The sequence below is a fragment of the Gardnerella sialicivorans subsp. sialicivorans genome (assembly GCF_056746795.1).
On record NZ_JBWPXA010000007.1, the window covers coordinates 18,586 to 43,265 of the forward strand.

Annotated in this window: 19 protein-coding genes, 2 tRNA genes and 2 riboswitches; of the genes, 12 read left to right on the forward strand and 9 right to left on the reverse strand. The window is 39.3% G+C overall.

Annotated elements, in window-relative coordinates; genetic code table 11:
- The first annotated feature begins 19 nt into the window (after window positions 1–19).
- Together pth and mfd are read left to right on the forward strand one after the other, a co-directional pair.
- Window positions 20–619 (forward strand): aminoacyl-tRNA hydrolase, encoded by a 600-nt coding sequence (gene pth, locus AC1EKB_RS05380; protein WP_481249040.1) that lies wholly within the window; start codon window positions 20–22, stop codon window positions 617–619.
- Window positions 609–4,244: a transcription-repair coupling factor gene (mfd, locus tag AC1EKB_RS05385; RefSeq protein WP_481249041.1), complete on the forward strand. Its 3,636-nt coding sequence runs from the start codon at window positions 609–611 to the stop codon at window positions 4,242–4,244. Before pth ends, mfd begins: the two co-directional genes overlap by 11 nt.
- A 77-nt stretch (window positions 4,245–4,321) precedes the next feature.
- Here the strand turns inward: mfd and AC1EKB_RS05390 are convergent, their stop codons facing one another.
- Genes AC1EKB_RS05390 through AC1EKB_RS05400 form a run of 3 tightly spaced genes read right to left on the reverse strand, consistent with a single transcriptional unit; the run spans window position 4,322 to window position 7,036 of the window.
- Window positions 4,322–5,137, reverse strand: a complete 816-nt coding sequence (locus AC1EKB_RS05390) for an ABC transporter ATP-binding protein (RefSeq protein WP_481249042.1) — start codon at window positions 5,135–5,137, stop codon at window positions 4,322–4,324.
- A gap of 48 nt (window positions 5,138–5,185) precedes the next feature.
- A complete protein-coding gene (locus AC1EKB_RS05395; protein ID WP_481249043.1) occupies window positions 5,186–6,217 on the reverse strand; it encodes an ABC transporter substrate-binding protein in 1,032 nt (343 codons plus the stop codon).
- Window positions 6,218–6,247: 30 nt separating this feature from the next.
- The gene (locus tag AC1EKB_RS05400; RefSeq protein ID WP_481249079.1) at window positions 6,248–7,036 is read right to left on the reverse strand and encodes an ABC transporter permease; all 789 of its coding nucleotides are present in this window, start codon (window positions 7,034–7,036) and stop codon (window positions 6,248–6,250) included.
- Window positions 7,037–7,046: 10 nt separating this feature from the next.
- Window positions 7,047–7,153: riboswitch (TPP riboswitch) on the reverse strand.
- Between the two features lie 147 nt (window positions 7,154–7,300).
- On the opposite strand from AC1EKB_RS05400, the gene eno reads away from it, so the two are divergent.
- From eno to AC1EKB_RS05440, 8 genes are all read left to right on the forward strand, one after another.
- Window positions 7,301–8,596 carry a phosphopyruvate hydratase gene (eno, locus tag AC1EKB_RS05405; protein ID WP_004111823.1) on the forward strand — a complete coding sequence of 432 codons (1,296 nt, stop codon included), beginning with the start codon at window positions 7,301–7,303 and terminating at the stop codon, window positions 8,594–8,596.
- Between the two features lie 210 nt (window positions 8,597–8,806).
- Window positions 8,807–9,721, forward strand: a complete 915-nt coding sequence (locus tag AC1EKB_RS05410; RefSeq protein WP_353938578.1) for an L-lactate dehydrogenase — start codon at window positions 8,807–8,809, stop codon at window positions 9,719–9,721.
- A gap of 161 nt (window positions 9,722–9,882) precedes the next feature.
- The gene (locus AC1EKB_RS05415) at window positions 9,883–10,521 is read left to right on the forward strand and encodes an FtsB family cell division protein (protein WP_415694365.1); all 639 of its coding nucleotides are present in this window, start codon (window positions 9,883–9,885) and stop codon (window positions 10,519–10,521) included.
- Window positions 10,522–10,595: 74 nt separating this feature from the next.
- Window positions 10,596–12,227, forward strand: coding sequence for a DUF501 domain-containing protein (locus tag AC1EKB_RS05420; RefSeq protein ID WP_481249044.1), 1,632 nt, complete (start codon window positions 10,596–10,598; stop codon window positions 12,225–12,227).
- A gap of 41 nt (window positions 12,228–12,268) precedes the next feature.
- Window positions 12,269–12,352: transfer RNA gene (locus AC1EKB_RS05425), tRNA-Leu, on the forward strand.
- A gap of 230 nt (window positions 12,353–12,582) precedes the next feature.
- Window positions 12,583–13,752 (forward strand): branched-chain amino acid aminotransferase, encoded by a 1,170-nt coding sequence (locus AC1EKB_RS05430; RefSeq protein WP_481249045.1) that lies wholly within the window; start codon window positions 12,583–12,585, stop codon window positions 13,750–13,752.
- Between the two features lie 188 nt (window positions 13,753–13,940).
- Window positions 13,941–14,696, forward strand: coding sequence for a trimeric intracellular cation channel family protein (locus AC1EKB_RS05435; protein WP_481249046.1), 756 nt, complete (start codon window positions 13,941–13,943; stop codon window positions 14,694–14,696).
- A 71-nt stretch (window positions 14,697–14,767) separates the two neighbouring features.
- Window positions 14,768–14,959, forward strand: a riboswitch (Lysine riboswitch).
- A 51-nt stretch (window positions 14,960–15,010) separates the two neighbouring features.
- A complete protein-coding gene (locus AC1EKB_RS05440; protein WP_481249047.1) occupies window positions 15,011–16,459 on the forward strand; it encodes an amino acid permease in 1,449 nt (482 codons plus the stop codon).
- 64 nt (window positions 16,460–16,523) lie between these two features.
- Here the strand turns inward: AC1EKB_RS05440 and AC1EKB_RS05445 are convergent, their stop codons facing one another.
- A complete protein-coding gene (locus AC1EKB_RS05445) occupies window positions 16,524–17,546 on the reverse strand; it encodes a hypothetical protein (RefSeq protein WP_481249048.1) in 1,023 nt (340 codons plus the stop codon).
- Window positions 17,547–17,729: 183 nt separating this feature from the next.
- Window positions 17,730–17,802: transfer RNA gene (locus AC1EKB_RS05450), tRNA-Asn, on the reverse strand.
- A gap of 260 nt (window positions 17,803–18,062) precedes the next feature.
- Here AC1EKB_RS05450 and AC1EKB_RS05455 point away from each other — a divergent pair.
- Together AC1EKB_RS05455 and AC1EKB_RS05460 are read left to right on the forward strand one after the other, a co-directional pair.
- Window positions 18,063–18,803: a M23 family metallopeptidase gene (locus tag AC1EKB_RS05455; RefSeq protein WP_481249049.1), complete on the forward strand. Its 741-nt coding sequence runs from the start codon at window positions 18,063–18,065 to the stop codon at window positions 18,801–18,803.
- 89 nt (window positions 18,804–18,892) lie between these two features.
- Complete coding sequence (locus tag AC1EKB_RS05460; protein ID WP_481249050.1) at window positions 18,893–20,716, forward strand: AMP-dependent synthetase/ligase; 1,824 nt, start codon at window positions 18,893–18,895, stop codon at window positions 20,714–20,716.
- Window positions 20,717–20,820: 104 nt separating this feature from the next.
- Here the strand turns inward: AC1EKB_RS05460 and AC1EKB_RS05465 are convergent, their stop codons facing one another.
- The 4 genes from AC1EKB_RS05465 to AC1EKB_RS05480 all read right to left on the reverse strand — a co-directional run bounded on the left by AC1EKB_RS05465 (window position 20,821) and on the right by AC1EKB_RS05480 (window position 24,467).
- Window positions 20,821–22,539, reverse strand: a complete 1,719-nt coding sequence (locus tag AC1EKB_RS05465) for a type 1 periplasmic-binding domain-containing protein (protein WP_481249051.1) — start codon at window positions 22,537–22,539, stop codon at window positions 20,821–20,823.
- A gap of 73 nt (window positions 22,540–22,612) precedes the next feature.
- Window positions 22,613–23,419: a fructosamine kinase family protein gene (locus AC1EKB_RS05470; RefSeq protein ID WP_481249052.1), complete on the reverse strand. Its 807-nt coding sequence runs from the start codon at window positions 23,417–23,419 to the stop codon at window positions 22,613–22,615.
- A gap of 89 nt (window positions 23,420–23,508) precedes the next feature.
- Window positions 23,509–23,952 carry a DUF2871 domain-containing protein gene (locus AC1EKB_RS05475; protein WP_481249053.1) on the reverse strand — a complete coding sequence of 148 codons (444 nt, stop codon included), beginning with the start codon at window positions 23,950–23,952 and terminating at the stop codon, window positions 23,509–23,511.
- A 74-nt stretch (window positions 23,953–24,026) separates the two neighbouring features.
- The gene (locus AC1EKB_RS05480; protein ID WP_020758613.1) at window positions 24,027–24,467 is read right to left on the reverse strand and encodes a hypothetical protein; all 441 of its coding nucleotides are present in this window, start codon (window positions 24,465–24,467) and stop codon (window positions 24,027–24,029) included.
- Window positions 24,468–24,680 lie beyond the last annotated feature (213 nt).

Genomic DNA, 24,680 nt, shown 5'->3' on the forward strand with positions numbered 1-24,680 from the left:
ATAAGATTGGGTGTGAATTATGGCTTCGGATTTTTGGCTTATTGCTGGCCTTGGCAATCCTGGATCTAAGTACGAAGGTACTCGTCATAATATGGGATTTATGGTTGCGGATTGTCTTGCTGAGCGGTGGTCAATATCTTTTTCTGACCATAAAGGCTTGTCTAAACTTGGCAAGGGAGTTATGAATTTAGACGGTAGGCTCGCAAAGTTCTTCCTTGCTAAACCGCTTACTTTTATGAACGATTCTGGAGCTGCAATATCTTCTATAAGTTCTTATTATCAAATTGAGACGGATCATATTGTGATTGTTCACGACGATATGGATTTGGATTTTGGGCGCATTAAAGTAAAAGCTGGAGGCTCTGCTGGAGGCCATAACGGTATTCGTTCTATTGATCGCAGCCTTGGAACTCCTCAATATGCGCGCGTAAGAATGGGTGTTGGGCATGCTCAGCGTGGTGCTCATGCTCACGATAATACTGTTAATTGGGTTTTGGGCGGATTTGCTGGTGCGCAAAAATCTGAGCTTCCTAATTTTTTGGCAGATGGCGCAGATGCTGTAGAAAGTGTGATTTTCCGCGGGCTTGCAGCTACTCAGGAGCATTTTAATGGCAGATAAGTATGATTCTTTTGCTAACAAAATGCTAGATTCTAAAGATTCTAAAGATTCTAATATTTCTGATGCTTCTTTTGAAAACATACTTCAAGATATTTGTAAGAAAAATGATTCGTTTAAGTCTTTAGCTTTGCTTGAAGAAGATTTTTCTAATCCTCTTAATGTGTATTGTCCAAGTGGAGCTAGAGCTGCTGTAGCTGCTGCAATGGCCACTAAAAAGCCTGTTGTTTTAGTAGTTCCATCTGGTAGAGATGCTTTAGAATCGCTTGAATCAATACGCGATTTTTATAATGGGGACCCTAAAGATATTGCTAATCTTGAAGCTTGGGAAACTCTTCCGCACGAGCGTCTTTCTCCTAGAGCAGATACTGTAGCAAGCAGAATGGCGGTTTTTAGGCGATTAAAGCATACGCAAAGTGGGGAAGATGGCAAAAGTGGCAAAAGTGGCATGTTTAGCCCAATTCGCGTTCTTGTTATGCCAGTTCGTTCCCTTATTCAGCCAGTTGTTAAGGATCTTTGCAACGTAGAGCCGCTTGTTTTTGAATGTGGCAATGAGATTTCTATCGAGCTTGCTGCAAAGCGACTTGTTGAAAACTCGTATAATCGCGTGGAACTTGTTATGAATCGCGCTGAATTTGCTGTTCGAGGCGGAATTATAGACGTTTTTCCTCCAACAATGGATCATCCTGTGCGTATTGAGTTTTTTGGAGATGAGATTGACTCAATTAAGCAATTCCACGCATCTGATCAGCGCACTTATGGGAAGAATATTAATAGCGTTTGGGCTACAGCTTGCCGAGAATTACAGCTTACAGAGAGTATTCAAAAACGAGCAAAGTCTTTGATTGGTAAGATTCCAAATGCTCAAGATATGCTTGAATCAATCGCAAATGCAATACCTGTAGAGGGTATGGAGTCTTTGATTCCAGCATTAGTTGACAACATGGAACCAGTGGAAAATTTGCTTGATAAAAACGCAATCATTTTGGTTTCTGACTTAGAAAAATGCAAGCGCGCAGCTAGCGATTTAGTTAAAACAGCAAACGAGTTTTTGGCTGCAAGTTGGCATGTTGCTGCGTCTGGTAAGGGTGCTGGCGCTCCAATAACATTCGATAAAGCTAGTTTTCTTGATTTTGGCAGCGTTTTAGAAAATCTTGAAAATAACAATCATCAAGTAATCAACTTAAACAGTTTTGCAATAGATTCAGCAGATAGATCGCCAGAAACCGTTGATTCTAAAGAAGAAAACGAAAATAAAGTCGTAAAAAATAACTATTTAGACTTGTGCATTAAATCTCCTCAAGAATTTAGGGGAGATAGTGAGAAGATTTCTAGCGGAATATCGGGTCTTATTTCTAACGGATACAAAGTTTATATTAGCGCTGTTGCAAGTGGAATTTTAGCAAGGCTTGCGCGAGCGGTACGTGCAAGTGGTGTATTTGATTTTTCGGCAGTTCAATCGAAAATAGTTGACGGCTTTATAGATACGCAAAGTAAAATCGCAATTCTTAGCGAAAGAGATTTAACAGGAAAGTCATCTTCTGTAAGTGGTTTTAAGTCGCCAAAGCGTAGAAAAAAAGAAATCGACCTTCTAGACCTTAAGCCAGGAGATTTTGTTGTTCACGAACAGCACGGAATTGGCAAATTTATAGGCATGAGGCAGAGGAATGTAAAAACTTCAAACGGAGAAGCTACGCGCGAATATTTGGAAATTGAGTACGCGCCAAGTAAACGCAATGCTCCTGCAGATAAGCTTTTTATTCCAACAGATCAACTTGATTTGGTTAGCAAATATGTTGGTGCCGAAATTCCAAAGCTAAATAAGCTTGGAGGTGCGGACTGGGCTGCTACAAAAGAAAAAGCGCGAAAAGCTGTTCAAGAAGTTGCGCAAGACTTGATTAAACTTTATTCTGAGCGAGCATCTAGCAGCGGATTTGCTTTTAGCGCAGACACTCCATGGCAAAAAGAGCTTGAGGACGATTTTCCATACCAAGAAACTCCAGATCAGCTTACGACTATTGACGAAGTTAAGCAAGATATGCAAAAGCCAATTCCAATGGATAGGCTGATTTGCGGAGACGTTGGTTTTGGTAAAACCGAGATTGCTGTGCGCGCTGCTTTTAAGGCTGTTCAAGACGGCAAACAAGTGGTTGTTCTAGCTCCAACAACTCTTTTAGTTCAGCAACATTACGAGACTTTTACTAATCGTTTTTCTGGATTCCCTGTAACTGTTGCTGCAATGAGTAGATTCCAAAGCGAAAAAGAGGTTAACAATACGATTCAAGGCCTTGAATCGGGCGAAGTTGATGTTGTTATTGGCACGCATAAGCTTTTGAATCCAAACATAAAATTCAAGGATTTAGGGTTGGTGATTATAGACGAAGAGCAGCGTTTTGGTGTTGAACACAAGGAGACTTTGAAAGCTTTGCGCACAAACGTAGACGTGCTTAGCCTTTCTGCAACGCCAATTCCTCGAACACTTGAAATGGCTGTTACTGGTATTCGCGAAATGTCTACTCTTGCTACGCCTCCAGAAGACCGTTTGCCAGTCTTGACTTATGTTGGAGCTTACGAAGACGCGCAAGTGGCGGCTTGTGTTAAGCGAGAGCTACTTAGAGGTGGTCAAGTATTTTACGTGCATAATCGAGTAGAAGATATTAGTAAAGTCGCGACTAATATTCAAAAACTTGTGCCAGATGCTAGAGTTGCGATTGCGCACGGAAAAATGGGTGAGAAGCAACTTGACACTATTATTCGCGATTTTTGGCATAGAGATATTGACGTTCTTGTTTGCACTACGATTATTGAAACGGGATTAGATATTTCTAACGCTAATACGCTTATTGTTGATCATGCAGATAGATTCGGCTTAAGTCAGCTTCACCAATTGCGCGGGCGCGTTGGCAGAGGTCGTGAGCGAGCTTACGCATACTTTTTGTATGATCCGTCTAAGTCTATGACTCAACAAGCGCATGATCGTCTTGCAACAATTGCTCAATATACTGCTCTTGGATCTGGATTCGATGTTGCTATGAAAGATTTGGAGCTTAGGGGCACTGGAAACTTGCTTGGAAATGCGCAAAGTGGCCACATTGAAGGCGTTGGATTTGATTTATACGTGCGAATGGTTTGTGAAGCTGTTGAAAAATACAAAGAGCCAGAGCATAAAGAAACTATTTCTACGTCTATTGATTTGCCTGTTGAAGCTTCGATTCCAGTTGATTATATTGATTCCGACAAATTGCGATTAGAAGAGTACCGTAAGCTTGCTTCCGCTAACAATAATAAGGATTTGCAAGAGTTGCGAGATGAGTTACTTGATCGTTTTGGCGAGCCGCCTGAAGCGTTTAGCATATTGTGCGATGTTGCTCGCTTGCGTTTTAAGGCTCGCGATCTTGGTATTACGCAAATTAGCTCTCAAGGTAAATCGGTTCGTGTTATTGGCTTAGATCCAAAAGAATCGTTGTGGATGCGTTTGCAAAGGATTTACCGCGGAGTTAAGTATCGTCCGCTTACGCATACGCTTATTATTCCATCGCCTTTTGAATCTTCACTTGGAACTAGCGCAATGAGTGAGCGCGAAATACTTGATTGGGTTCGCCAACTTCTTGAAGATTTAGCTTGGTAAGGTAAATCTTGCGCTGCTTATAAATAAAGGCGGCCGCTATTTTTGCAGTCGCCTTGATTCACATTATTTTGCGTTACTTATTGCAAAGCTTCTCTAAGCTCATCTTCGATTTCACTATGATTTATGGGACGATTTTGAGCATCAAGATCTTCGCGATTAATATGCCATTGCTTAGCAATTTTGCCATTTTTTATCATAAGAATGCGGTTAGAAAGTCTTACAGCTTCCGCAATGTCATGCGTAACCATAAGTGTAGTCCAGCCATATTTAGCTTGAAGATTATTGAGCAAATCTTGCATATCGAAACGCGTAAGAGCATCCAAAGCTCCAAAAGGCTCGTCAAGCAACAATAATTCAGGACTTCTAACTAAAGCTCTAGCTAAAGATACGCGTTGCGCCTGTCCTCCAGAAAGCTCAGAAGGCCACTTGTTATCGTAGCCAACAAGCTGCATTTGGCAAAGCGCTAAATGCGCAATATTCTTAAGATCTTCCTTGCTTCCTTCCATACCGAAAACAACATTTTTGTTTACAGAAAGCCACGGTATTAAGCGTGCGTCTTGAAAACCAATAGCCTGACGGCTTGTTGCGTGAATGCTGCCTTCGCTAGGAGTTAGGAGTCCTGAAATTATTTTCAAAAGCGTAGTTTTTCCGCATCCCGATCTACCAATGAGCGAAACAAATTCGCCCTTTTTAATTCTCATCGTAATGTTTTTCAATACAAAAGAAGAATTATTTGCAAAATCGTTTTCTGTATTTTTACTTTTTTCGCTTGCGAAAGAAATACCTAGATTCTCTATACTAACGCAGTAATCACTATCGTTAATATTTGATTTGCAAGTAGATTCTTTGGAAACTTCCACATTGCTACGCTTATGAAAAATGCTATTAAACATAGTCGTATTTTAATTACAATTAGTGTTTTAATTACGATTAGTAATCGTTTACTTGCTGCAATCGATTACGGCTTTAGAGAAATCAGGAACTTCTTTAATAAATCCGTATTTAACATATTCCTTAGCTTGTTGTTTAAGCATTTTCATTGTTTCTTCATTCATTGGTCGAATTTGTGGAATGTCAAACTTAGCTAATTCTTTCATTGTTTCATCGGATGCGCCAAACTTCTTATACATATCGAGAATAATCGAATGCTTCTTCTTAACTCTCTTACCTTCTTCTACTAAAGCACGATACATTTTCTTTAATAACTGTGGGTGCTTTTTAGCAAATTCAGCAGATGCAACTTGGATTCCGAAGTTAATATTTCCATAATCTTTTGCAGTGACTAGAAGTTTTGATCCTGGAGTTGCAAGAGCTGCAGCAAAGTTCTGATCGAAGGTTGCTAATGCATCAACTTGACCAGTTGTGAATGCTGCATGGAAGTTCTTTGGGCTCATCTCTACTTCTTGAACTTTGGATGGGTCAAGTCCTGCTTTTTCAAAGGCTTTGTGAATTATATAATCTCCGCTTCCACCTTTAGCAATAATTCCAATCTTCTTTCCGTACAAGTCTTTAAGCGATTTGATTCCGCTATTTGGTGCTGCTACGATTCCTTGAGCGTTTCCATTGTAATAGTTAATGGCATAAGCAACCCATGGCTGGCCTTTGGAGATAAAATGAATAAAATGGCCAGATCCTGTGGTTGTTACGTCTGCGTTTCCAGAAGTTACTGCAGTGTTTGCTTCTGGAGGAACATAAGGTCCACTAAAAGTAACCTTTGCTTTACCAAAGATCTTATCTGCCATCTTTGTGTTATTTGAAAGAGTTGTTAAATAATTTGCAGAAGTCAAGTATGCTACTCTTAAAGTTCCAGTATCTTCTTTTACTTGCTTAGTAGTATTTGTGGAAGATTTTGCGGATGATGCTTGTGTTTTGCTGTTGGAGCTTCCGCATGATGCTAAGGTGATTGCTGTGCAAAGCGCGCAGAAAGCTGCTAATGCTCGCTTACTTGTTTTAGATAATGCGAATTTAGCCATTTTATTCTCCTCATTATTTTGCTAATATTCTCAATTTTGTTTGATTTTAATGATGGATAAGTGTCGCTCAGGCATGCAAATTTTTTCTAAAAGCGTTGCAATTCCTTCAGAAAGTAGGCCTGCCATTGCGTATAAAACTATGCATAGCAGCATTTGATCTGGTCTGTAAAATTCTTGTGATCTTGCAAGAACATATCCAATTCCTTTTGAAGCGTTGACTGTTTCACACGTTACCAATGCCACCCAAGACACTGATATTGCAAAGCGCAAAGCAGTCATAAAGTTAGGTAGCGCTCCTCTAAGAAGAATTGTGAAAAATACTGTTTTGCTATTTACTTTATATGCGTGAGCTAATTCCAAAAGTTTGGGATCAATATTACGAACTCCATCCCTCATATTTACGTAGAACGTTCCAAATACGCCTATGGCAATAAGAGCTATTTTCATAGTCTCACCAATGCCTAATAAAATAATAAGTAAAGGTGCTAGTGCAGTAAAAGGAACCGACCGTAGCATGTGACCAGGCTTGTTAATAATAATGTCGCCCAGCTTTGTGCTACCCGAAATAACTCCTGCTGGTACTGCTATTATCATTCCTAAACATAATCCTGCAATAACTCTTGTAAAACTAATTCCCAACGAAGGCCAAATTAAACCTTCTGAGTTTAATTCTTGAAAAGCGTTAATTACTTCTGCAGGTGATGGAATGTGCCTAGTTTCTTTAGGCCCAAGTGTAGCTAAAAACCATCCAATAAGTATGACAAGTGTGGAAAGCCATGGCACACATAAACGTAGTGAAGAAGATGCATTTTTTAGCATGCTCTTACAATGGCTAACCATTCGACATTCCCTTCGATAGTACTAGCTATATCAGGTTCGACGGGTATAATCTCAGCAATTACAATCAAGCGAATAATTGCACCCCGTGTCAGTTTGTTATTATTGTACAAAGGTGTGGACAAATTAACAAAAGCTTAGATTATATAGTCTTGTATGCTTAACGACTTACGCTGCGAAATAACGTCCATAAAACGCATTAATCTTAAATATGTTACACAACCAACAGATAAATAAGGAGTAGTTGTGGCAGCTATTGAAAGCGTATATGCACGCGAAATTTTGGATTCTCGTGGAAATCCTACTGTTCAGGTTTATTTGGAGACCGAAGATGGCGCTCAAGGAATTGGTTTAGTTCCTTCTGGTGCTTCAACTGGTGAGGCAGAAGCTTGGGAGCGTCGCGATGGCGATAAGTCTCGCTACCAAGGCAAGGGTACTTTGGAAGCAGTTAAGGCTGTTAACGAAGTAATCGCTCCAAAGGTTATTGGCATGGATGCCTCTGATCAGCGCGCTCTTGATGAAACAATGATCGAGCTTGATGGCACTCCAAACAAGGGCAAGCTTGGCGCAAACGCTATTCTTGGCGTTTCTCTTGCTGCTCTTTATGCTGCTGCTGAGTCTGCTGAGCTTCCTTTGTATCGCTACATTGGCGGTACAAATGGCCACATTCTTCCAGTTCCAAACATGAACATTATGAACGGTGGTGCTCACGCTGATTTTGCAACCGATATTCAGGAATACATGATTTCTCCATACGGCTTTGCTACTTATAGCGACGCTTTGCGCGCTGGCGTTGAGGTTTATCACACCTTAAAGAACGTTTTGAAGAAGGAAGGCTTGGCTACTGGTCTTGGCGACGAAGGTGGCTTCGCTCCAAAGATGAAGTCCAACGAAGATTCTTTGAAGTACATTATGGATGCAATCGAAGCTGCTGGTTACGAGCCAGGCAAGCAGATTGGTATTTCCCTCGACGTTGCTTCTTCTGAGTTCTACAACAAGGAAACTGGCAAGTATCGTTTCGACGGCGAAGAGCGCGAATCTGCTTACATGCTTGATTACTACGAGAAGCTCATTAACGAGTATCCAATCGTTTCTATCGAAGATCCATTCCAGGAAGAAGGCTGGGATGATTGGGCAGCAATCACCAAGCGTCTTGGCGATCGTTTGCAGTTCGTTGGTGACGACTTGCTCGTTACTAATCCAAAGCGTTTGGCTAAGGGTATTGAGCTTGGAGCAGCTAACTCCTTGCTTGTAAAGTTGAACCAGATTGGTTCCGTTACCGAGACCCTCGACGCTATTGAGCTTGCAACCAAGAATGGCTTCACTTCTATGGTTTCTCACCGTTCTGGCGAAACCCCAGATACCACCATTTCTGATCTTGCTGTTGCTAAGAACACCGGCCAAATCAAGACTGGTGCTCCTGCTCGTGGCGAGCGTATTGCTAAGTACAACCGCTTGCTTGAGATTGAAGAAGAGCTTGGTTCTACTGCTCAGTATGCTGGTTACAGCGCATTCAAGGCTTGCAAGAAGTATATGAAGTAATATGCTAGAGCTTTTATAAGTTCTACGTGAGTCTTGTTTAAGATCTAGACTGTAGCATAATTCGGCCAGTCGCATTCGTGCGATTGGCCGTTTTTCGTATATTTTAGCGATTTTTTGAAAAAATATATAAATTTTTCTAAAATTACTTTCATTCTCATCAAAATAGTGCTATTTTTTATGGAAAACTAAAAACGGAAGGAGATGTTTCATATGAGAAAAGTCGCAGTTATAGGCATGGGAAACGTTGGTGCAGCAGTAGCGCATCAACTTGTTGTTGGCGGTCATGCTGATGATTTGTATCTTTATGATACAAACGAGGCAAAAGTGAATGCCGACGCATTGGATTTTGAAGATTCAATGGATAATGTGCCTTTTAACGTTAATATTACGGTTAATGATTATGAAGCATTAAAAGACGTAGAGGTAATCGTAAGCGCCTTGGGTCACATAAAGCTTTTGGATGTTCCTCATCCAGATCGTTTTGCAGAGCTTAAGTATAATCGTAAGGAAGTTGCAGAAGTTGGTGCAAAAATTAAGGCTTCTGGATTCCACGGTGTTTTGATTGACATAACTAATCCTTGCGATGCTATTTGTCAGCTTTACAAGGAAGCTACTGGTCTTCCTTACGAAAAGATTATTGGAACTGGCACTTTGCTTGATTCTGCTCGCTTGCATCGTGCAGTAGGCAAGTTCTTTGGCGTGCATCCAAAGGCTGTTAAGGGATATAGCTTGGGAGAGCACGGTGATTCGCAATTCGTTGCGTGGTCTACTGTTAAAGTCTTTGAGCAGCCTATAACAGAGCTTATTAAAGAAAAGAACATTGATTTGGATGCAATTGACGAGGAAACTCGCGAAGGCGGATTTACAGTGTTCTACGGAAAGAAGTACACAAACTACGGTATTGCTGCTGCTGCAGTTCGTTTAGTGGATGCAGTTCTTTCGGATTCTAAAGAGCAAATGCCTGTTTCTAACTATCGCGAAGAATACCATTCTTATCTTTCTTATCCAGCAATTGTTGGTAGAGAAGGAATTGTTAAGCAATGCCAGCTTGATTTGACTCAAGAAGAGTTGCAAAAATTGCAACATTCTGCAGATACGATTTTGAGCAAAGCTCAAATGGAGTAATCTAAAGTCAAAACTCTAAAGACTAAAGCTTAATAATAAAGTTTAATAATATAGCTTAATAATAAAGCTAAGAGTTTATTGCGGTCAGTGGCCTTGTGTTACTGGCCGCAATCTTATAAGCGCGTGTGCGTCACGTCGAATATTCAAAGTAATTTAGAAGTATGATTTTAAGAAATCGCCGCATGACTGCAAATACAGTTGACGAATCAAATCAGCCTCAAAAAAAGAAGCTGTTTTCTGGTTCAATCGTATTTGTTTCCATGATAGTTGTTGTATTTCTTTGCTGTATTGGTCTTATATCAACAATTCGTAACTATGCTTTAAGTTTGGCAGAATTGCACGCTTTGCAAAGGGATGAGTCTGCTTTGAAAGATAAAAAGCAAGCTCTTAATAACGATGTAGAACGTTGGAAAGACAGGGCATATGTTGCAGCTCAAGCAAGGGAAAGATTGGGGTTTATATTTCCAGGGGAGCAAGCTGTTAGAGTAGAGCATCCAGAGGCGATTACTGGTTCTGTTCCAGAATCGTTTAATAAGGATGATTCTTTGTACGAAGATAGAAAAGCATTGCCGTGGTATAGTGACTTGTTCTACGCTCTTCATAAAGCAGATAAGCCAGACGATATGAGCTTTAAGGCTAAAGAAAATGATGCAAATAGCAAGTCTTCTAAGATTAATACCACTAAGCAAAGTGGCAAGCAAAATAATCACTCCAATAGCACAAGCAAGTCTAATAAATCTAAAAGTAATAATGAAAAATCAACAAACAAAAAACATAATAATAGTAATAAAAGTAGATAGAATTAAAACTAGATAGAATTAAAAAATAAGAATTATATTCGATTTTAAGATGCTCAATGTATATGGAGTGGAACATGGGTCTAAACGCAAAGTTATTAGTGAGTAAGCTACTAGAGAATCCTGCAAATAAAGCAGACAAAAACATTGTAAAGCGTCAATTAGGAAGATTTCCAAGGGGCATGGTTGCAGTCGGCGCTAGATGTGTTTGCGGTAGGCCACTTGCTGTTATTACGCGTCCATGCTTAGAAGACGGAACGCCTTTTCCTACAACATGCTATTTAACGAGCCCAGAGGCAGTTAAAGCTACTTCACACCTAGAAGCACAAGGCTTTATGAAGGAATGCAACGATTTGTTAAATTCAAACGAAGAAGTTGCTAAAAAATACGAATATGCTCATAAAGCGTATTTAGAGTTTCGCAAAGAGTTAGCTAATCGATTAAACGATAGCGAAGAGCATATTAAAAACATGAGCGCAGGCGGAATGCCAGTTCGCGTTAAATGCTTGCATGCTTTGCTAGCTCAAAGTCTTGTTATGGGCAAGGGCGTAAATCCTATTGGAGATATTGTTCTAGAGAAAATCGCAAGTGAGTTTAGTCCAAAAGTTTGCAAATGCACTACTCCTTGGGGAGATAATGACTATGCACAGAATGAAGATGAAGAATCGCTCAATCTTGGTTGCAAAAAAGTTAATCGAGAAGGCGTACCTAACAAGTCTGTTTGCGTAGCTGCAATCGATTGTGGGACTAATTCGATTCGCCTAAAAATTGCTAGAGTTGATGAAAATGGCATGAAAGATGTTGTTCCTAGAATGCTTAGGGTTGTGCGATTGGGGCAGGGAATTGACGAAACGCATATGTTTGCGCCCGATGCATTAGAGCGTGTAAAAGAAGCTGCTAAAGAGTTTGCAAAGGTTCTTGGCGAGCATAAGGTGGATGCTATTCGTTTTGTTGCAACTTCTGCAACAAGGGATGCTCTAAACAGAGATGTGTTTGAACAAATGATGTTTGAAGAGCTGGGTGTGCATCCAGAGGTGATTAGTGGAACTGAAGAAGCTGCTTTGAGTTTTTTGGGAGCAACAAGCGTTGTTTCTAGAAAAGACTTGCAAGCGCCTTATCTTGTTATTGATTTAGGTGGCGGTTCCACAGAGCTTGTTTTAGGTGGAGATGGCGTAAATATTGCTGAAGATAAGGTTGATTCTGCGTATTCTATGAACATTGGTTCTGTGCGCATGACTGAGCGTCATTTGCATACGGACCCGCCTACTGAAGAAGAGATATCTTGCGCAATAAAAGATATTGACAAGAATATAGACGAAGCGTTAAAGCACGTTAAGGCTGGTAAAGCTCGCACGATTATTGGTGTTTCGGGTACTGTTACAACTATGGCGGCTCTTGCGATTGGCTTAAAGCATTATGATCATAAGGCTGTTGATGGAGTAAAAATCGCGTTAGATCAGGCATATACTGTTAACGATAGGTTCTTGCATATGTCTAGGGATAGGCGTCGCACATATGCCACGATTCATCCTGGAAGAGTTGATGTTGTTGGCGGAGGTGCAGTTGTGCTAAGTCGCGTTCTTGAGCGTCTTGCTAAAGAGGCTTATCAAGATCATGGCGGCGTTTTGGAAACTTTTGTTGCAAGTGAACACGGTTTGTTGGACGGAATCACTCTAGATTTGGGCCGTAGAACACTCGCCACACGCTGAGTTGTTTTTAATTGTTTTATATGGCATAATTAATGACTGTTGCCTCCGTGGCGGAATTGGCATACGCATCAGACTTAAAATCTGACGCCCTTACGGGCTTGTGGGTTCGAGTCCCACCAGAGGCACAAATCTTACGCTGCGAATTTAATTTTTTCGCGTATTATGTTAATTCTTTGTTGCAAATCGTAAATCTTTAGGCTAAATGCTTGCTTTTCTATAAAAAATATTTGTATTCGGGCTTGCGTTAATTGAGAATCGTACTAATCTATACCATTAATTGCATTAAAAGCAATTGCAATGCATTAATTATAAAGCAATCACAAATACAGTAATTGCAAATAGGAAAAGAGACATAATGGCCGATTTAGAAGTCGCTCCAGAGTTTAAGGATGCCTACGATTCTTATAATCATAGCGATCCTGCTCTGTTAAACAAATTAGCTGGCAACTTTACCGTTTTGCCTAACGACAATCCAGTTTCTAGTGCTAAGCGCAACGAACTTATTGATAAGCCAGCATTTGGTCAGATTTTCTCCGACAATATGGTTCATATGTCTTGGACCAAGGGAGAAGGCTGGTCCGATAGGCGTGTTGAGCCTTACGGTCCATTAAAAATGGATCCAGGCGCATCTGTGCTTCACTATGCTCAAGAATGCTTTGAAGGCTTAAAGGCTTATAAGCGTGCAGATGGTTCTATTTGGCTTTTCCGACCAGATATTAATGCTGCGCGATTCCAAAATTCTGCTAAGCGTTTGTATTTGCCAGATCTTTCCATTGACGATTTTATTGGTTCTGTTGCTGCTTTAGTTAAGCGAGATAAAGAGTGGGTTCCAAGCAGGCGCGAATACACGCTTTATATGCGACCATTTATGTTTGCTTCTGAGCCTTTCCTTGGTGTTCGCGAAGCTCACGAGGTTGAGTATTGCGTAATTGCTTCTCCTTCTGGTCCATACTTTAAGGGCGGCTTAAAGCCTGTTAGCATTTGGGTAGAAGATCAATGGTTCCGCACTGGTCCTGGTGGAACTGGTTTTGCTAAGTGTGGCGGAAATTATGCTGCTTCTTTGCTTGGCGAATATAAGGGCATTGAGCACGGATGTGAGCAGGTTTGCTTTGTGGACGCTGCAACTAAGACTTATTTGGAAGAGCTTGGTGGCATGAACATGTTTGCGCTCCATAAGGATGGTCATTTGGAAACTCCATCTTTGACTGGTAGCATTCTTCCAGGCGTTACTCGCCGTTCTATTATTCAACTTGCAAAAGAGAAGGGTCATGATGTTGTTGAAACCATGATTCCTCTGAAAGGCTTGCTTGACGACATTCGTTCTGGCGAAGTTACGGAAGTTCTTGCTTGCGGAACTGCTGCAATCATTACACCAATCGGCAGATTTAAGTCGGATGAATTCGATCTTAAGGTTGCAGACGGCGGTGTTGGTGCTCTTACGCAAGAGCTTCGCGATGAGCTTCTTGGCATTCAGCTTGGAGATGTTGAAGACACTCACAACTGGATGTGGAAGGTGTGCGACTAGTTAAGAATTGAAATCGTTCAAAAATTAGTCGTAAAAACGTTATTATATTTGCTATTTAGCGCGTCATCTTATGTTTATAACATTTTATGTTTATAACAAGTGGCGCGCTAATTGTATGCTTGATTATCTATAGGTTGATTGTTAGTTAGATTTTGTTTTTAGTGTTTAGCGCATAGAAAGGGAGTATTGTGGAAGGGGCATTAGGCGACAACGTTTTCTTCCTTGTTGTTGAATACATAGCTATGGGTTGTTGCGGTATGGTTGGTGGAATGTGGGCTATTCGCAAGAACTACGATATTTTTGCAATAATCGCAACGTCTTGGCTTACAGCATTGGGTGGCGGAATTGTTAGAGACGTTTTGCTTGGAGCTTTGCCTCCTGTAGGAATTGCGGATAGGGGATTTGTTTTTACTGGCCTTGCATCGGGTGTTATTGTTGCTTTTGCTCATCTAGAAATTGATGAGTGGAAGTGGCTTATGCTAACTTTAGATGCTTTAGCATTGGGGCTTTTTGCTGTAAATGGCACTGCTAAAGGCTTGGATTTTCACATGTCTGGAATGGCTTCCGTGTTTTTAGGCATGGCTACCGCTCTTGGTGGTGGTTTAATTCGAGATATGGTTTTGAATCAAGTTCCTGTAATTGTTCGAGATAAGCATTGGTATGCGTTTCCTGCTGCAGTTGGGTGTGTTTTAACGGTATTTGTTGTAAAAGCGCAACGTGCAGGGTGCTTTGATGTTATTACAGAGATGATTTTAGACACGCTTATTGTTGTGCTAGTAGTTGCTATGCGATTAATGTCTGTAAAGTTTGATTTAACACTTTTTGGTGCAATGAATCGCAAATCGCCAATAAAAATAAGTAAATATCGTAGGCATAACACATATAATCGTAAAATTTCCGATAAACCTATAAAAAATACAGAAAAAAATAATCAAAATAAGTAGAAAATCTAGTCTAATCTGAATAAATATCGATTAGTGTCTAGACTTTGTCTTTGCCTATCTTAATAATAAAACACATCGACCAGAGGTCGCGCTCAACAAGAGTAGCAATCATTAGCCAGAAAGAGGCGTTAAGTGATTTGCAAAAGGGGAGAGCGCCGAAGTTTGTAGGTTATTCTTTCTAGCTTACAAGCTGGGACTTGGCTTAATAGGCCAAGGACTGTCGCAGCAATTTTGGCAATTTGCTGCGGAGTGCTATCGACATGCATACTGTTGCTTGTTTGCCTCTGTTTGAATATTGTCAAAAGGAGGAAACAATGAGTAACAACAGTTCATCAAATACTGAATCTCAAACCGTTCATCGCGGTCTAAAAACACGCCACATTTCCATGATTGCTTTGGGTGGAAGCATTGGAACAGGCTTATTTGTAGCTAGTGGCGCAACAATCCACATGGCAGGCCCAGGGGGTGCGCTTTTAGCGTATGCTGCAATCGGCATTATGGTTTATTTTCTTATGACATCTCTTGGCGAGATGGCAACGTATATGCCAATTAGTGGATCTTTTGCATCTTATTCTGGAAAGTTTATTGATCCAGCTTTAGGATTTGCAATGGGTTGGAATTATTGGTTTAACTGGGCAATCACGGTTGCTGTAGATATAAGCACTGCAGCAATCGTTTTGCAATATTGGCTTCCAAAGGTGCCAATTTGGGTATTTTCTCTAACAGTTCTTGTTGTTATTCTTTTGATTAATATTCTTACTGTTAAGTGCTTTGGAGAAACCGAGTATTGGCTTTCGATTATTAAAGTTGTAACCGTTATTATATTCCTTGTTATTGGTTTGCTTACGATTGTTGGCATTTTAGGCGGAAAAGCACCATTGCTAAGCAACTTTACTCATAAGAATGCTCCATTTGCTGGCGGAATTCCAGCTGTTTTAGGTGCGTTTGCTATTGCTGGATTCTCGTTCCAAGGAACAGAGCTTATTGGCATTACAGCAGGCGAATCTGCAACACCAGATAAGAGTATTCCAAAGGCTGTAAAGCAAGTGTTCTGGCGTATTGTTTTGTTCTACATTCTTGCAATCTTTGTAATCGCATGCATTATTCCATACACAAGCCCAAGTTTGCTTGGATCGGAAGCTAGCGATATTTCTATAAGCCCATTCACGCTTGTGTTCCAGCGCGCTGGATTGGCGATTGCAGCAACAATCATGAATGCTGTTGTTCTTACATCTGTTATCTCGGCAGCAAATTCTGGAATGTACGCTTCTACTAGAATGCTTTACGCTCTTGCAAAAGATAATCACGCTCCAAAGATGTTTGGAAACGTAGATAGAAGAGGCGTTCCAATTCAATCTTTGGTTGCAACGTTTGTTGTAGCTCTTTTAACATTCTTGATGAGTATTTTTGGAACGCAAATTTACATGTTCTTAGTCGCTGCAAGTGGTTTGACTGGATTTATTGCGTGGGCAGGAATCGCAGCTGCACACTACAGGTTCCGCAAGGCGTATATTGCTCAAGGAAAGTCTTTGGACGACCTTGTTTATAAAGCTAAGTGGTATCCATTCGGCCCTATTGTGGCTCTTGTATTGTGCATTTTGGTTATTGTTGGCCAAGATCTTGAATCGTTCCACACGCTTAATTGGCAAGCGATTGGCATAACTTATATGTCTGTTCCGCTGTTCATTGTGCTTTATGTTGGATACAAGATTAAGTACCATACTAAGGTTATTCCGTTAGATCAAGTTGATTTAACAAAGTGATTAGAATATAAAAAATGCGCTCAGTGATTTGCTGAGCGCATTTTTTTATTGATTAACAGAGGTGTTAGTGGTTGCCGCCATTTGTGTTTCCTGTGCCGCTGCCGCTACCAGCTGGTGGGTTTGAGGCTGGAGTTTGTGGTGTTTGTGTTTGCGGAGTTGTAGTGCTACCGCCCGTAGTTCCACCAGTATTTCCTGTTCCAGGCGTTCCTGATCCTGATCCAGAACCAGCAGGTGGCGCAGGAGGAGTTGGAGGTGTAGAAGGAACAGGCGGAGGAGTCTGCTGCTCTTTCTTCTTTTTCTCTTCTTCTTCCTTCTTCTTTCTATCTTCTTCTGCCTTCTTTTCAGCTTCTCTAATCTCTTTTCTCATTTGCTCTAATTCTTCTGCTCTCTTTTCAGCTGCTCTCTTTTCTGCAGCATTCTTTTCAGCTGCCTTCTTCTTCTTTTCTGCCTCTCTATTGGCTTCTTTTGCAGCAGCTTCTTCTTGAGCTCTTCTCGTTGCTTTTTCTACAGGATCTGGAGGAATGTTAGGAATGTTAAGTCTTGGCCTACGGTTTACTTTAGGTGCTTTTCTAATAACAGGAGCAGTAAGCTCTTGCAATTGCTTTTGGCTTTCTTCTTCCTTCTTTTTGTCTTCTTGAGTAGACTCATCGCCTGCAGCTTTATCAATCATAATAGAAGTGATGCTGCGAATTCGTTGAGCGTTATCGGAATACCATTGCGCTGCTGCAATAGCTTGAGCATTTTGTGCTCCTAAAGCTTCTGGTGAATTTGCGTTGCACACAACTGTTTCTGGAATGCGCAACTTCATAAGCTTATTTAGTAGTTTGCCGTTTTCGGAATCTTCTTTAGCAAAAGATACAAGTAGAGAATTTTTAATAAGTTTGTTCCAAGATTTATTTGCTTTAGTTACTTGCGCAACTTGAACTTCGCAAGCTTTGCGAGCTTCTTTGACGCGAGCAGAATGCTGAACGTTCCAGCATATTGCGCCTATGCAAAGAACTAGCGCAAGTACTACAACGCCAGTTATAAGAACTATCATCTTCTTTTTATTGCCATTATTCATGACTTTGGAGATGTTTTCTAACATATTTATCCTCTGTTTATCAATATTTGCCAAGATTTGCTTTATGCAAACGACCTTTACAGTTTACGCCAAAGCAAGTACGTAATGCCTTGCAACTTATAGGTTTTTGAGAGTTTGACTTAGCTTTGATATAGCTAAAATTTTTATAAAACAAAAAACCACCAGACGAACTGGTGGTTTATTTTGCTCCTGCGGCTGGGCTTGAACCAGCGACCATTCGATTAACAGTCGAACGCTCTGCCAACTGAGCTACGCAGGAATATCTTCCATGCTTGGCTTTGTGCCGTGCACAAGACATTTATATTACACGGAATTTGGCAATATGCAAATATATGCTCGTTTGGGCGTGTCGAAAATTGCTAAACGTTGAAATATCAAGGTTTTATAGCCTTTAACCACATTGCTTAAAAAATCTTTACTAAAAAAGAATCGTATGAAAAACTTTTAAGAACGCAAAATAAATTAGCAAAAACCCTTAAAATACGCCATTTTTAGTGTGAAATTCAAAGGAAAGAAAATATGTGGAAAATATTTAATATAAAAGTCATTGATAAAAAAATGATGCAAAAAATCATCAAAAAAATTAATAGAATAAAAAAATATGTTTTGAAACATAAGATAATTTTTGTATACATAATAGTGTTTTTTGCTTTGATTGCATTTATTACACTAATTCGTGTTCTAGAAAATACGAGTATTAGCAAAAGTGTTGAATATGAATACGTTCAAGCGAATCAGCAAGATGCGTATAAGCAATACGCGAATACTTGTAAAAATAATTCTAAAAAGCATGTTTTAGCTACAAGTATAAGTGAGGATTCTAAGGACGAATATTGCAAGTCTAGGATGATATATCCAGTAAAAGAAGCAAATATTATTAAGGATTTTGATGCTCCAAGCAAGCCTTGGCTTGCAGGCCACAGAGGTGTTGATTTACAAGCTAAAGAAGGCGATGAGTTGCGCGCTCCACAAGACGGAATAATCGCCTTTGCGGGGCTAGTTGCTGGAAAGTCTGTTGTAACAATAAGTCATGGTGTTTTAACATCTACATTTGAGCCTGCATATACCGATTTGCCTGTTGGATCAATTGTTAAAAAAGGTCAGAATTTTGCATATGTAACAGTTGGATCGGATCATTGCGATAATCTTTGCGTTCAATGGGGATTAAAACGAAAAAACAGAACGTACGCAAATCCAAAAAAGATGGTTCAAAAACAAAAAATAGTGTTAAAGCCAAAAGAAGACTTAAAAGAAAAATAGTAAAATACGTATCGTATAGTGTGTATAGATTCTTGAGTAAAATGTTGAGAATCATTGCTTAAACAATATGCGCAATTTAAGGAGCGGTTATGCAAAAGTATTCTCGCAATCTTGATGAGAAGATTGATTACGACGCAAATGTTTTTTCGCTTCTTGAAGATCGCGTTAATCGCAAGCCAAACGACCCTTTGATTGAATACATTGCAAAAAGCGGAGAGTGGAATTCTTTTAGCGCTAAAGAGTTTAGAGATTTAGTTATAGCGGTTGCAAAAGGGTTTATAGCACATGGCGTTATGCCAGGGGATTCAATATCTATAATTGCTCATACTTCTTGGCAGTGGACTTTGCTAGATATGGCAATAATGTCTATTGGAGCTTTAACTGTTCCAATCTACGAAACAAGCTCGGTGAGTCAAATAGAAAACATTGTTAACGATTCCAATGTGAGCATGATTTTTGTTGAAGACGAAGCAATTAGAGAGAATGCATTGATTGCAAAAAAGTCGTGCAAATGCCTTGAAGAAATATTCGTATTGAGTTCAGATGCAATAGATGCGTTTATTGAATACGGAAAAACCGTTACGGATGCAGAATTTTACGAAAGAGAAAAATCTGTTAAAGGTAAAGATTTAGCAACAATTGTTTATACTTCTGGATCTACTGGAGAGCCAAAAGGCATTGAGCTTTCGCACGGAAACTTTGTTTTTATAGCAAAGTCTGGAATACTTTCTATGCCAGATATAGCGTTAAAAAGTAAGAATGGTAATCCACGACTTTTGCTGTTCCTTCCTCTAGCACACGTTTTTGCACGATATATGCAATTCTTTTGCTTTACTGGAAACGTTACGCTTGGATTATCTAGTAATCTAAAAACAATACTTAGTGACTTCAAAAGCTTTAGACCAACATTCGTGCTTGGTGTTCCTAGAATATTTGAAAAAATCTACAATGCGGCTTCTCAAAAAGCAGGCAGAGGGTTAAAAGGCGTTATATTTGCGTTAAGCGTAAAAGTTGCTAAACAATGGTCAAAGGCGCAGCAAAATGGTGCAATGGTTTCTCCATTGATTGCAATAAGTCACGAATTCTTTAAAAACACTGTATATAAGTCGATTTTGCAAGTTTTTGGAGGATGTGTTGAATACGGTGTTTCTGGTGGTGCTCCTTTAGACACATCTATATCTCACTTCTTTAATGGAATTGGGCTTCCAATCCTTGAAGGCTACGGAATGACAGAAACATGCGCTCCATCAATGGTAAACCCTACAAAGGGATACAGAATTGGAACAGTAGGCATTCCAGTTAAAGGCGTGTCTGTTGCAATAGATAATGAAGGTGAGCTTTGCATTAAAAGCCCTGCAGTATGCGTTGGATACCATAATCATCCAGAAATAACAGAAAAGCAAATAGTAAATGGTTGGCTGCATACGGGAGATTTTGGCCTGCTAGAACCAGATGGATTTGTTAGGATTACAGGTCGTAAAAAGGATTTAATAATAACAGCTGGCGGTAAAAACGTTTCTCCAAGCATTCTAGAAGCTTCTGTTATGACTTGCCCAATAGTTTCTCAATGCGTTATTGTAGGAGACAGAAAGCCGTTTATATCGGCAATTATTGCGCTTGATTTGGCAGAAGTAAACTCGTGGCTTATATCTAGAGGGGCAGGGCCTGTGCGCTCGCTGGATGAAGCTCGGAAAAATTCGATTGTAAGATCCGAAATCGAGCAAAGTGTTGTAAAAGCAAATTCTAAGGTTTCTAGAGCGCAGTCGATTAGAAAGTTTGAGATTGTTCCAGACGCATTTACGCAAGAAAATGGATTGGTTACTCCAAGCCTTAAAGCAAAAAGAAGCGTTGTTCTAGAGCGTTACAAAGATCTTATTGAAAATAAGATTTATGCTCCAAGACTTAAGAGATAATCGAATTAATCTCTGTTAATAGAGCACAAGCTAGGGCGTAAGCTTAAGTTGATTAGCGTAATCGTTTGAGCAATGCGCTAGCGTAATGCGTTAGCGCAAATCAATTAAAGACCTGCGTCTGCAAGAGTCACATAGCCTGGGTCTATTAAAAGCGCTTTAAGATTAGTTGCACTGATTGCAAGAATGTCTTCATTTGCAACTGGTACACCTTTTTGCGAATCACTATTGTTTACAAAAATGGTTACATCTTCTAGTTGCGTAATCTTTCCAGTAGTATTCAACGAATTACACTGTTTTGCAACATCGCTAGAAATCTTTTGGATGTTTTCTATAGAAGTCATCCATTGCTTTCCGTTTACAAGATTAGGCAAAGCGTCTTTGTATGCTCCGTAGCCTGTAATAATAGGCCATTTTGAATCGTTTACAATAGTGTTTGCATACTCACTTTGACTATCTTGGTTGGTATTTTGATTGTTATCTTGTGTGTTTTTATTTTTGTTACTTTTTTTGTTTGCTTTTTGTTTTTTAAGATTGCTATTATTTTTTACATTAGATGGCAAAGGTACTCGTTTTTTACTCAAGTTGCGCTTTCCAATAAAGTTTCCAATAATGTCTGGAAGAGTAAACGAAGGATTAATGTCTGCAGAGCTGCCCTTATATCCAAGCTCTTCTAAAGCGCTTTCTGTTTGCATAGCAACTTGATCTTCTAACGCAATAATTCCATCTACGTGTTTTGTTGGAGTTGCTTTAGAATTATTTTTTTCAATAAGTCTAAATTCAAGTTCTGCTTTAACAGAATCGGAATTATCTGCGTCTATAGCAACGTTTTTCCAGTCATTTTCAGTAGAATTTTTGTTAAGCTTTCCAGAAGGAGAAAACATTAGTCCAGACTCAAAATATGGCTTTAGAACTTTCCAAATTCCTTCAAACGCAAGTTTGGAAAATTCGTCATCAAAATCTGGAGTTTTATACAAAGAATCCTCGGAGTTTATTGTGCGTTTGTTTATTCCAACATGAAAATGAACATTTTGCTTTTGATTATGGCAAGGCAAAAGCACTTCCACGCTTTTTGGATTATCTTTAGATGCTTGATTTAGAGCCAATTTTTGTACAAGAGTGTAGGCTTGAATCTCTCCAATTCTTTGTGCGGAAGAAAGATTAAATAGAATATCTGGATTAAATCCCTTACTCAGTCTAGAAAGCATAACAACGTGCATTCCAGCTTTTTTAGCAAGCTCTAAAGCACTAGAAAGCCTATTCTCTGCTTCTTCTTGATTCTTTAAATCGTCTTCATCTAATTGATCACTATTTGAATCTGGTTGAGTTACATAATCTCCATAATTGTTGTGACCGTTTTTATTAGTCCAAGGAGCAACAACAATAGTCGTTTTTGAAAGCTGCTTTTTTGCGCTATCTTGAAGATTCTTAACATTTGCTTTTGAGCTTTTACTTTTAGATTTAGCGTTGCTTTTAGGATTTAGTGATGTAATAGTGTTTACAACATAATCTTGAATATCTTGACTTTGATTGTACAAGCTATTAGAAGACTTAGTTGTGATTGCGTTGCTAGAAAATCCTTGCTTTTTTAACGATTTTACTATTTCTGGAACAAGATTATCCCATGTGCTTAATGGAGTTTTTCTACTTAAATTTAGGCCATCAGAGGGTGTAAAAACTATAACGTTGCCGTGGTCCACTTGAGCTTTTGCGCTAGGAGACGCGTTTTGTGCACTAGATCCGCATGCGCAAATCGCAAGAAGCATTGTGCTAGCTGCTATAACAGCAATAGTTTTGCGCAAAATATGCTTATGCGTGCGAATCATAGTTAAAACCTTTCGTAAATTTTAGTTTTGTACTTACTTGTCTATTAGTTTCTATTAAATATCTAATGCAAATTTACCTATTAAGCAAATCCAAGCACATATCTCGATATTCGCTAACGTAGCCTCCACCGAAGAAAACACAATGACCAGCAATAGGGTAGAGTTGCCAAATTGTCATTCGATTTTCAAAACCAGATTTTAGTGGATGAACAGACTGGTAGCCGTCTAGAATCTGCTTAAAATAGCTGATTCCAAATAAGTGAAGCATTGATAAATCTTCTTCGCGGTGGCCGCCGTGAGCTGCAGGGTCAATTAAAACAGCTTCTGTGTGTTCTCCGTCTTCGCTTTTAGTCCAAAGAACGTTACCGCTCCACAAGTCTCCATGAACGCGCGCTGGCTTATCTTCAGCGGCTTTTCCAAGCAAATCTGGCAAAGCGTCAATAACTTTATTTGTAAGATCTAAATCGCTTTTTGTAAGACTTCCTCTAGAAATACCAAGATTTACCATTGGCAAAAGTCTGCCTTCTGCCAAATAGTCAATAACATTGTTCCAATTGCCGCAATCCATTTTTACAGGGTCGCTTAATGGCCCAAAATAGCATGTGCCATCGTAATCTGCAGGAGCTTCGCCAAAATATTTTGCACCAAAATCGTGCATGTGTGCCAAAGACGCTCCAAATTCAAACGATGCTAAAGGAGTAGGGCTTGTAGTTTCAATGCGTTCAATGTTTAAGTAGTCTTTTCCCCAATCAAAAACTTTAGCTACTTTAGGACCGCCATAGTCGTAAGCTTCTCGAAGCCAGTTAAGGCCACGACCTTCGCATTCAAAGAATCGTTCTGGTGCGTATGATCTACTCTTTTTATACACGTTATTACTCATAGCAACCTTCTTAATGTAGTAGCGTATGCGGCTTATAGTTACACACTTAATAAATATTTTATGAATAAACTAAATTATTCCTATCATCACTATTCTAATGAAGTATTAGCACAATGAGTGATGCTGCGTTTAATTTGCAATAAGATGAGTACAATACTTACACCAAGTAGGATGTGTCCGATTCCTGCTAAACCAGTTATGGCAAAATCTATAGATGTGCTGAGATGCAGACGTAGTACTTGTGCAATTCCGCGAGTAACCATCATTAGTGCTGTGAGGTTGAGTCCAATATGATAAGTTATTAAGATTCTCGTAGTTTTTTCGTTACTAAAACTGAAGTTTTTCTCAAATAGTATGAGTAACAGAAAAACAACCATGCCAAGCATAAAGTAGTGTGTGTGAACTACAGCAAGCATACTTTTTGCATGGAAAGCATTAAATTTTGTAAATTCGCGATAAAAGACGCCGCCAATCATGGCGAGGACAGCATACAACAAAGATGTATTAATATAACGTTTCATAATATGGTTCATAGTAACTTCCTTACGTAGGGTGATAGTCAAATATTCCTTAGTAATGTTGATGTTGTTACAAGTGTTTGTAAGCACTATTGCATAGTATGAGTGTTTTTGTAACGCGGACATACAGTTTTAACAAATTGATATCCAAAAAGCAATCCTGCTAAGGCTAATGCAGAGCCTAATCCCGTATAAAACACTGCAATAAAGCGCTCTGGGGCGATATTTGTTGCACGAAGAACAATTCCAAAAGTCATCATAAAAGCCATTATTATAAAAGATTTAACGTCAAAGAATTTAAGGAAAAATTGCTTGTTTTCTTTGTAAGCATTGATTCTAGTTGTGTGCTTTTTAACGAGTTTTCCAAAAATAAACACTTGGAATATTGCAAAAACAGCTAAAGATAAAGTGAAGTTAATAGGAGATAAAAAGCTTGAGTATGCACTAATGCCAATTTTAAGAATGTTGAATCCTGCAAATCCCCATACAAGGCATGCGATTAATAAAAGCGTGTTCTTTGATACCTTCATAACTAACCTCGTTAAATCATATTATTCTTATTATTCTTATTATTCTTAGTAAATTCTTATGTTAAACTCTTAAAACAATTGTAGTAATGATTTTTATAAAAAACGCTAAATAATGGTATTTTGTGAATTGTGCATTAAAACTTTCAAAAAACACAATAAAATATGCTTAAAAGTTGTAAAAAGTGTTGCAAATTGACGATATGAGTCGCTATA